11 protein-coding genes are annotated in these 7,812 nt (G+C 61.3%); 7 read left to right on the top strand and 4 right to left on the bottom strand.

What is annotated here, in order from left to right:
• Positions 1-573, bottom strand: a 573-nt coding sequence (locus QT222_RS17840) for an RIO1 family regulatory kinase/ATPase domain-containing protein (protein WP_491477951.1), incomplete at its 3' end; no start/stop codon positions are given.
• 220 nt (positions 574-793) lie between these two features.
• Here QT222_RS17840 and QT222_RS17835 point away from each other — a divergent pair.
• Positions 794-1,237, top strand: a complete 444-nt coding sequence (locus QT222_RS17835) for an NUDIX domain-containing protein (RefSeq protein WP_491477950.1) — start codon at positions 794-796, stop codon at positions 1,235-1,237.
• 12 nt (positions 1,238-1,249) lie between these two features.
• Here the strand turns inward: QT222_RS17835 and QT222_RS17830 are convergent, their stop codons facing one another.
• Positions 1,250-1,897 carry a VOC family protein gene (locus QT222_RS17830; RefSeq protein ID WP_491477949.1) on the bottom strand — a complete coding sequence of 216 codons (648 nt, stop codon included), beginning with the start codon at positions 1,895-1,897 and terminating at the stop codon, positions 1,250-1,252.
• 135 nt (positions 1,898-2,032) lie between these two features.
• Here QT222_RS17830 and QT222_RS17825 point away from each other — a divergent pair, with 135 nt between their 5' ends.
• The 4 genes from QT222_RS17825 (at position 2,033) to QT222_RS17810 (ending at position 5,933) form a co-directional block, all read left to right on the top strand.
• A complete protein-coding gene (locus QT222_RS17825; protein ID WP_491477948.1) occupies positions 2,033-2,854 on the top strand; it encodes a lipoate--protein ligase family protein in 822 nt (273 codons plus the stop codon).
• 98 nt (positions 2,855-2,952) lie between these two features.
• Positions 2,953-3,795: a deoxyribonuclease IV gene (locus QT222_RS17820; RefSeq protein WP_004057767.1), complete on the top strand. Its 843-nt coding sequence runs from the start codon at positions 2,953-2,955 to the stop codon at positions 3,793-3,795.
• A gap of 57 nt (positions 3,796-3,852) precedes the next feature.
• Complete coding sequence (locus QT222_RS17815; RefSeq protein ID WP_491477947.1) at positions 3,853-5,070, top strand: endonuclease/exonuclease/phosphatase family protein; 1,218 nt, start codon at positions 3,853-3,855, stop codon at positions 5,068-5,070.
• A gap of 107 nt (positions 5,071-5,177) precedes the next feature.
• Positions 5,178-5,933 carry a class I SAM-dependent methyltransferase gene (locus tag QT222_RS17810; protein ID WP_004057763.1) on the top strand — a complete coding sequence of 252 codons (756 nt, stop codon included), beginning with the start codon at positions 5,178-5,180 and terminating at the stop codon, positions 5,931-5,933.
• A 67-nt stretch (positions 5,934-6,000) separates the two neighbouring features.
• On the opposite strand, the gene QT222_RS17805 is transcribed toward QT222_RS17810, so the two are convergent.
• Positions 6,001-6,636: an NAD(P)-dependent oxidoreductase gene (locus tag QT222_RS17805; RefSeq protein ID WP_004057761.1), complete on the bottom strand. Its 636-nt coding sequence runs from the start codon at positions 6,634-6,636 to the stop codon at positions 6,001-6,003.
• Positions 6,637-6,810: 174 nt separating this feature from the next.
• Here QT222_RS17805 and QT222_RS17800 point away from each other — a divergent pair, with 174 nt between their 5' ends.
• Positions 6,811-7,143 carry a winged helix-turn-helix transcriptional regulator gene (locus QT222_RS17800; RefSeq protein WP_004057760.1) on the top strand — a complete coding sequence of 111 codons (333 nt, stop codon included), beginning with the start codon at positions 6,811-6,813 and terminating at the stop codon, positions 7,141-7,143.
• Between the two features lie 108 nt (positions 7,144-7,251).
• Here the strand turns inward: QT222_RS17800 and QT222_RS17795 are convergent, their stop codons facing one another.
• Positions 7,252-7,467: a zinc ribbon domain-containing protein gene (locus tag QT222_RS17795; protein ID WP_491477946.1), complete on the bottom strand. Its 216-nt coding sequence runs from the start codon at positions 7,465-7,467 to the stop codon at positions 7,252-7,254.
• Positions 7,468-7,554: 87 nt separating this feature from the next.
• On the opposite strand from QT222_RS17795, the gene QT222_RS17790 reads away from it, so the two are divergent.
• Positions 7,555-7,719: a DUF8143 family protein gene (locus QT222_RS17790; RefSeq protein ID WP_004057756.1), complete on the top strand. Its 165-nt coding sequence runs from the start codon at positions 7,555-7,557 to the stop codon at positions 7,717-7,719.
• Positions 7,720-7,812 lie beyond the last annotated feature (93 nt).

The raw sequence follows: 7,812 nt of genomic DNA, 5'->3' as shown, positions 1-7,812 counted from the left end.
TGGGTCGCCGTCGAGTTTCGACATGACGCTGGCGTGGCGGTTGTGGTCTACGGGGCGGGGGACCGACACCTGCGGGAAGAGGGTTTCCAGCGCTTCGTACTCGCGTTCGGCCGCCTTGCGGGCGGTGTAGAGCCACGAGACGTGGTGGTTGTCGGAGGTGTAGTCGCGCTCGCGGCGGACCTCGCGGAAGTTCGTGTAGCCCTCGCGGTGGAATTTCAGCGCAAGCGGCTTGAACGACTGAACTTCGAACACGTCGCTTTCCTTGCCGACGCCGAGGGGTGCGCCGAACCCCTGGATGGTGTCTCGCTGTGCGAACGTTCGGAGGGCGAGCGCGTCGTAGCCCTCGACCGTGAGTTTGTACCCCTCGTACTGGATGGTCTTGCGCTCGACGAGTTCGCGGGTCATACAGCGGTCGATGCGGTAGTCGACTTCTTCCGCGGTCAGCCCCGAATTCTTCGGGAGTTTCTCGCGGTTGACCCACTCGCTGAAGCGCATGCCCTGCTCGACGCCCGAGAGGAGATAGAAGTCCTCGGGTTCGAGTTCGGCCATGACGCCGGCGACGTTCCGTACCATAGGGTCTCTCCGTGAGCGAGGCGTAAAAGAGCCGCGAGTCAGTGGATTGGCGCGCGATAAATCAAATACAGCGATACAGAATCGGGGTGCAGCAGGTAGTTGATCCAAACGAGACCCTACGCGACATGTTGCTGGAAGCCCCTGCGGCTGTTTCGACTCCAGACCACGCGAGTGTCTGCGATGGAAACCAATATCTCGGCGGGGGTCACCACTCGGCCGCATGGACCAGTACGCCTACGTTGTGAACGTCGAAGGGGCAGTCGTCCGAGACGGGAAGTACCTCCTCATCGAGCGCGCGCCAGAGGAAGAACACGCCGCCGGGGTGTTGGCGTTTCCCGGTGGGAAAGTCGAACAGTCACCGGGTCACACCGCACCAATCGAAGCGACCGCGCGCCGCGAACTGAACGAAGAGGTTGGCATCGAGGTTGGCGCGGTCGAGTACGTCCTCAGTCGGACCTTCGAGGCCGTCGGCACGCAGTGCATCAACGTCGTCACGCTGTGCGAGTACGAGGGCGGTGAGGCACACGCCCGCGCACCTGAGGAGGTGGCCGCTGCTCACTGGCTTTCGCCCGAGGAGATTCGCGACCACGACGACGCACCGGAGTATCTCAAAGAGGATATCGAAGATATCGAGGCATATAGACGCGAAACCACGAATCAGTAGCTCGAAGTCCTGTCAGTCGACGTTCACGCGATACGGCAACCCTTCCGGGTCAAACACCCCGTCGGCGTCGCACTGCACAGACACCGGGCCGACGGTCGCTTCTCTGTCGGTCGGATACCACGGCCGACCGGCGGGCGCGACGACGAATCGCCCCGCTTTGTCGCCGACGAACGCTACGGTGTCCTCACCAAACTCACCCCAGCGTTCGATGTCGAGGGCGGCGGTCAAGTCGTCGATAAACGAAGACACGTCTGGGACGGTCATCCCGACTTCCGTCGCGCCGCGGAGGTCCGTTCCCGGGTCGAACTCGCCGGACGATTGGCCGTCGTAGCAGACGTACTCGATGACGTTGCCTTCTGGGTCTTCGAAGTACACTGAATCCGCCTCTATGAAGTCGAAGCGGATGCTTTCGCCCTCGTCCGTTTCGAGGATGTCGATGTCGTGGTCGTTGAGCCACGAAACCACAGATTCGATAGCCGCATCGACGGTAAAGGCGAGGTGACCGGGGTTCGTATCGCCGAGTTCGAACCAGAGCGTGGTCTCGCCAGCGGTCACGGAGCGCTGTGACCCCGGAACGGGCGCGAATCCGAGTGTCTCGGCGTAGAACTCACACAGCGAGATCGGGTCTTTCGCGGCGATGGCAACGCGGTGAAATTTCATAGACGAATGTCACCGCGGCGTGGTATAATCGAATCGCTCGGTCGAGGTGGTTGCAGTCGCTGTTTTGCTATCGGTCGGGGAATCCTCCCGGCGAGCGTCGAAATCGCTTTCTTCCCGCTTGTGTGTATCCAGCGTATGAACGACTCGGAGGGCGCACTCGCCGACCGCGAGTGGCGGTTGATTCGAGAGGATATCCGGCCCGGTCCAATGCAGATGGCACTCGACGAAATCGCGGGTGAGACGGCCGCCTCGGGCGGTCCCCGGACGGTTCGCGTCTACTCGTGGGAACCCAGTTGCCTCTCGCTCGGGTACGGACAGGACCCCGGGACGGTCGACTGGGAGTTCTGCGAGCGCGAGGGCATCGACGTGACTCGCCGACCGACCGGCGGCGGTGGCATCTACCACGACCGCTACGGCGACGTTGCCTACTCCATCGTCGCCCCGAAGGACGAACTCCCCGGTAACCTCATGGACTGCTATCACCTCCTGTGCGAGCCGATTTTGGATGCGATTCGCTCGGTCGGCGTCGACGTGGATTTCGTCGACGACGACATGCCGGTCATCTGGCACCCCGCGTGCTACCTCCGAGCGCTCCATCCCGCCCACGACATGGTCGCCGAGGGTCGGAAAATCGCGGGGAACGCTCAGTATCGCCGTCGAGATGCCGTCGTCCAGCACGGGTCGCTCACCTACTCCGTCGATGCCGAGACGCATCTCGACGTGCACGACGGCCACGGCGTCTCCCCCGACGAGTTTCGCGAGCGCGTCGTCGGTATCGACGAACTCGCGGACGTGTCCCGTGAGACGTTCGTCGAGGCGGTAACCGACTCACTGGCCGAGTTCGCCGACGCCGAGGAGGGGTCGTGGACCGATGACGAACTGGAACGCGCGCGCGCTCGCGTCGAAGAGAAGTACCGCGCAGACGAGTGGGTCCGGCGAACCCCGAACTCGAAGTAGAAAACAGTTGTTCCGGTCGCTCTGCCAGTTCGAATGCCCACTCCGGCCGCCCCGCCAACTCCGAAGTCCCTTTGTTGGGGTACTGCGTGGAGTTCGGCATGCGAGTTGGAGCACACGTTTCTATCGCCGGTGGCGTCGACAATGCGGTCGGAAACCAAGTCGACGTCGGCGGGAACTGCGGTCAGATATTCACCCACTCTCCACAGGTGTGGCAGGACCCCAACATCGGCGACGAGGAGTCCGACGCCTTCCGCGAGGGAACAGTTGAGTCGCTTGCGGGTCCGTGGGTCATCCACACGTCGTACCTCGTCAACCTCTGTACGCCGAAAGACGGCCTGCGCGAGAAATCACTCGACTCCATGCAGAAGGAAGTCGACGCCGCGGCCAAACTCGACATTCCCTACGTGAACGTCCACCTCGGTGCCCACACCGGCGCGGGTGAACAGCAGGGCCTCGAAAACGCCGTCTCCGTTCTCGACGAAATCGACGTCCCTGACAGTGTCACCATCCTCATCGAGTCCGACGCCGGGTCGGGCACGAAGATGGGTGGCGACTTCGCCCACCTCGGATACGTCCTCGGAGAGTCCGAACAGGACCTGGATATTTGCCTCGACACTGCCCACGCATTTGCCGCGGGCTACGACCTTTCGACGGCCGAGGGTGTCGCCGAGACGTTCGAAGAACTCGACGCCGAAGTCGGACTGGAGCACCTCAAGTGCGTCCACCTGAACGACTCGAAACACGAGTGCGGCACCAACAAGGACGAACATGCCCATATCGGCAAGGGTCTCATCGGCGAGGAGGGAATGCGCGCGTTCATCAACCACGATGCCATCGTCGACAACGACGTCCCGCTCGTGCTGGAGACGCCGACGGAAAACGGCAAGAGCTACGAGTGGAACATCGAGCGCGTCCGCGAGTTCCGCGCCGACAAGAATTAATAGATAACTAATATATCGAACAACGGTTATCGGGGGCGCTTTCTAACTGTCATCTGAATGTCCCAAGTCCACGACACTCACTCTCGCTGGACTCGACGTACCGTCCTCCGTCGTGCTGCGGCAGTTCCCCTGACCGCCGCCGTCGCTGGTACAGCGCGTGCTGAGTCGTCGGTGAACGCGCGAGTTGCCACGCTGAACCTCGGTCTCGGCGTGAGTCTCGCGCCATTTCTATCTACGGACGACGAAACGGAGCGACGTCACGTCGTCGGCAATCTATACGAGTCCGTCGAAGCGAGCAACGTCTCCCGACGGATGGCTGTTCTGGCGGAGGAACTCGTCGCTGTCGAGGCTGACGTCATCGCACTCCAAGAGGCCGCGTTGGTCTCCGCCGCCGACGAGGGCACCGTCGATTTCCTCGACGAACTGACGGCAGCACTCAATGACGGTAATAGCGACTACCGCGTCGCCGCGGTATCCGAGACGACAGTTGTCTCACTCCCGGGAATCATCGACGAAGAGCAGACGACTGTCAGCCTCCACGACAGGGACGCCATCCTCGTTCGGGAGGGAATCGAAGCAACCGAGCTTCAAGGTGGTACCTTCGAATCCACACTCGAGGTATCACTCGGCGACGAGGACGACGAGTCGATTCAAATCTCGCGTGGTTTCGCCGCCGCGACGGTTTCTATCTCTGACGGGTCAGCGTTCACCCTCGCTTCGACACACCTCGAACGAGCGAGCCAATCGGTTCGAACCGAACAGGCGACCGAACTCACCAACTGGGCCGAGGCGCGTGACGGCCCACTCGCCCTCGCTGGTGATATGAACGCGACCCCGGGCGACGAACCCTACGAAGGGATTGCAGCAGCTTTCGAACCAGTGACTTCGGACGTTGGGCCGACATGCTGTTGGAGCGGTGACCTAACCAGTGGCGAACTGACTAGAACGGTCGACCACGTCTTCGTACGCGGACTCGAAGCGTCCGAACCCGCTCGCTTCGCCTACAGCGAGGACGTTCGAATAGAAACCTCGGGTGGCGACCGGTGGCCGTCGGACCACGCGGGTGTCGTCGTGGCTGTCGAGGCTTCGACCAGCGAAACGGCATCCCCGAAAGCGACGTCCACGGAAACGACGACAGGACGGCCCTCACCCAAGCAATCGCAGACGAGTACTGTCACGGCTTCGACTTCGACGACGAGTGCTCCCGGATTCGGTCTCTTGGCAGCGATGTTTGCGCTGGCCGCTGCCGCTGTCCGTGCTCGACGAAGCGACTAACTGGTGCCCTTCTGCGTTCACCACACCGACTGATTTTTGCCTCACCATGCCCGAATCCGGGTGTGCGACGCTTTTCGGAATCGTACCTCCAACGGACGCGGGAGGGGATGTGGGACGACTCGCGCACCGCCCTCACCGATTTAGACCTCGACGGACGCGACCGCATTCTCGACGTTGGGTGTGGCACAGGCGAGTTTTCGCGTGTCCTCTCCGAGTCATCCACCGCCGAGGTCGTCGGCGTTGACGCCGACACTGACTTGCTCTCGGTTGCAGCCGAGCGTCCGAGAATCGAGGTCGTCACTGGCGATGCAACGCGCCTCCCGTTTGCCGAAGACAGTTTCGACCTCGTCGTCTGTCAGGCGCTTCTCGTGAACCTTCCCGACCCGGCGGCCGCACTGTCGGAGTTCGCCCGCGTGTCGTCCGACCTCGTCGCCACGGTCGAACCCGACAACGCCGCCGTCGGTGTCGACTCGACGGTCGATTCGGAAGTTCCGCTCGAACGCCGCGTCAGGGATGCTTTCCTCGACGGAGTCCGGACCGACGTGGCACTCGGCGAGCGCGTGACGGACCTGTTTTCCGACACCGGGCTGTCGGTCCTCGGAACCCGACGCTACCACCACCGAAAACTAGTCGAACCGCCGTACGACGAGTACGACGTTCGGAGCGCGGCACAGAAAGCGACCGGGGAAGGACTCGACCGTCACGAGGCGGACCTTCGACGGGGTCTCAGCGGTGACGATTCGTACGAGTCAGTTCGGCGCGAGTGGCGACAGATGGGCCGCGAAGTCGTCCAACAGATTCGCGACGGTGAGTACCGACGGGCCGAAGTCGTCCCGTTCGACGTGACGACCGGACGAGTGTGAATCTGAGATATCTCTTCTGGGCGAGTACGTTACTGAGTTAGTAGAGCCGAGTGCGTAAGAGAGCGGGCTAGTATCCGACGCCGAGTTGCGTCCGAATCGCCGCGTCGTTCTCCAGTTCATCTACGAACACGACTGCGAAGTCCTCCATCGAGATGTGGCTTTCATCGTCTTCGTCGACGACGAGTTGCCCGTCAGAAGTCCGGTACTCGCCGGTTCGTTCGCCCGGTTCGATACTCGCTGCGGGCGCGATGTACGACCAGTCGAGGTCGTCTGCCGCACGGATGCGTTCGAGTGCGTCGATGTGTGCCTGTGCAATCGGGACCAACTCGTCCGGGAATCCATCGGTCTCGATGAGTCTCGTGTCCGGTCCGACGCGGAGTCCACCCGCGCCGCCCGTCCAGACGAGCCGCTCGACATCCGCCGCTCGAAGCCCCTCGATGACTGCGTCCGTCATCGTCAGGAGTGATTCAGCGTCTCCTTGGGCAGGGCCGAGCGCAGAGGCGACTGCGTCGTGGTCTGCTGCGAGTTCCGCCACCGCGTCTGTGTCAGTCGCATCTCCGGAAACAGCCTCGAAGTTGGTATCGTCGATTCCGTCTATCTCACCGCTGCGAGAGACGCCAGTCACCGTGTGGCCGCGGTCGAGTAGTTCTGCTGCGATTCGTCGTCCGATTCGGCCGCTTGCACCGAGTAGGAGTACGTTCATTGTTGGTTGGGGCTGTGTGGGTAGTGTGGCTGTGCGTTGGTTGGGACTGTGTACCGGCCGGGATTCGTCACTGTCGCCGAACCGCTTGCGAGTGAGTAGTCATATTTTCACACCAGGTGTTGGAGCGTGATTTTGATATAGGTTTGCGAACGTAGGGATGACCAAGTCACGCTGATGTCACCGCAACAGAACCTCGAAGAAAAATATTCGAACTGCCCGGTTATCAAGACGCTCGAAGAGGTCGGCTCACGGTGGCGGATGACGGTTATCCACGTCCTCCGCGAGGGAGACCTCCGGTTCAACGAACTCAAACGAGCGACGAACGCGAACTCACAGACGCTCTCGCGCGTGCTGGATGACCTTCAGGAGATGGGGTACGTCGAACGAGAAGTCGAGGAGGGGAGTCCCGTGGCGGTCTACTACTCACTCACACTGAAGGGTGAAGAGCTGCTTCCCGCATTCGATGATATCCGCGAGTGGGGAGAGAAGTGGATGAAGACCGAGTGACAGAGACGGAACGAGGGAGAGTCAGAGTATCCACTCGTGACTGGGGATGTCGGATGTCACTGGCTAGTCCCGTCTCAATAGGCCAGTTCACGGCGGAAGCCGCGCTCTTTAGCCCAAAAAGAGGTCCACGAAGTTTCCGCTGGACCGACCGCTGTAGAGTTCCGAGTAGCCGCAGTTGGTACACGAGACGACGGTGAACTGGCGGTTCTGAATGTCGAAAAATTTCGAGAGACCGGACCCGGTGGTTGCGATGGAGTCCATCTCAGTCTCGGAGTGACCGCATTTTGGGCAGCCATCACGGTCGCTGTCTGGTGGAGGGCTCATGGTAGATTGTGGGTACCCACAGGATAAAAATCCACTCCAATTGTCATTTCCGAAACGATTACCGCTCCCGAACCAGTAACTGACGATATGGCAATTGGTGTCGTATTTATCTTCGTTCTCTTGTTGAGCGTCGGCGGGATGTTCGTTCTCTATCACGCTATCCAACGCGAGACGCGCGACCTGCCTCGGATGAGTCGAGAGGAAGCGGAACGAAAAGCTCGCGACGAAGCGTACCGAAACGACGGGCCGTAATCAGAAGCCTTACCCGCGTCAGTCGATTCTGGTGTAGTAGCGGGATGGGATAGCCAGGAGATTCCGCCGGGCTCATAACCCGGAGATCGGTAG

This window comes from Haloferax sp. s1 (genome assembly GCF_058382125.1).
Note: the sequence above shows the minus strand (reverse complement) of the source record. Positions and strands in the feature narration are given on the sequence as shown.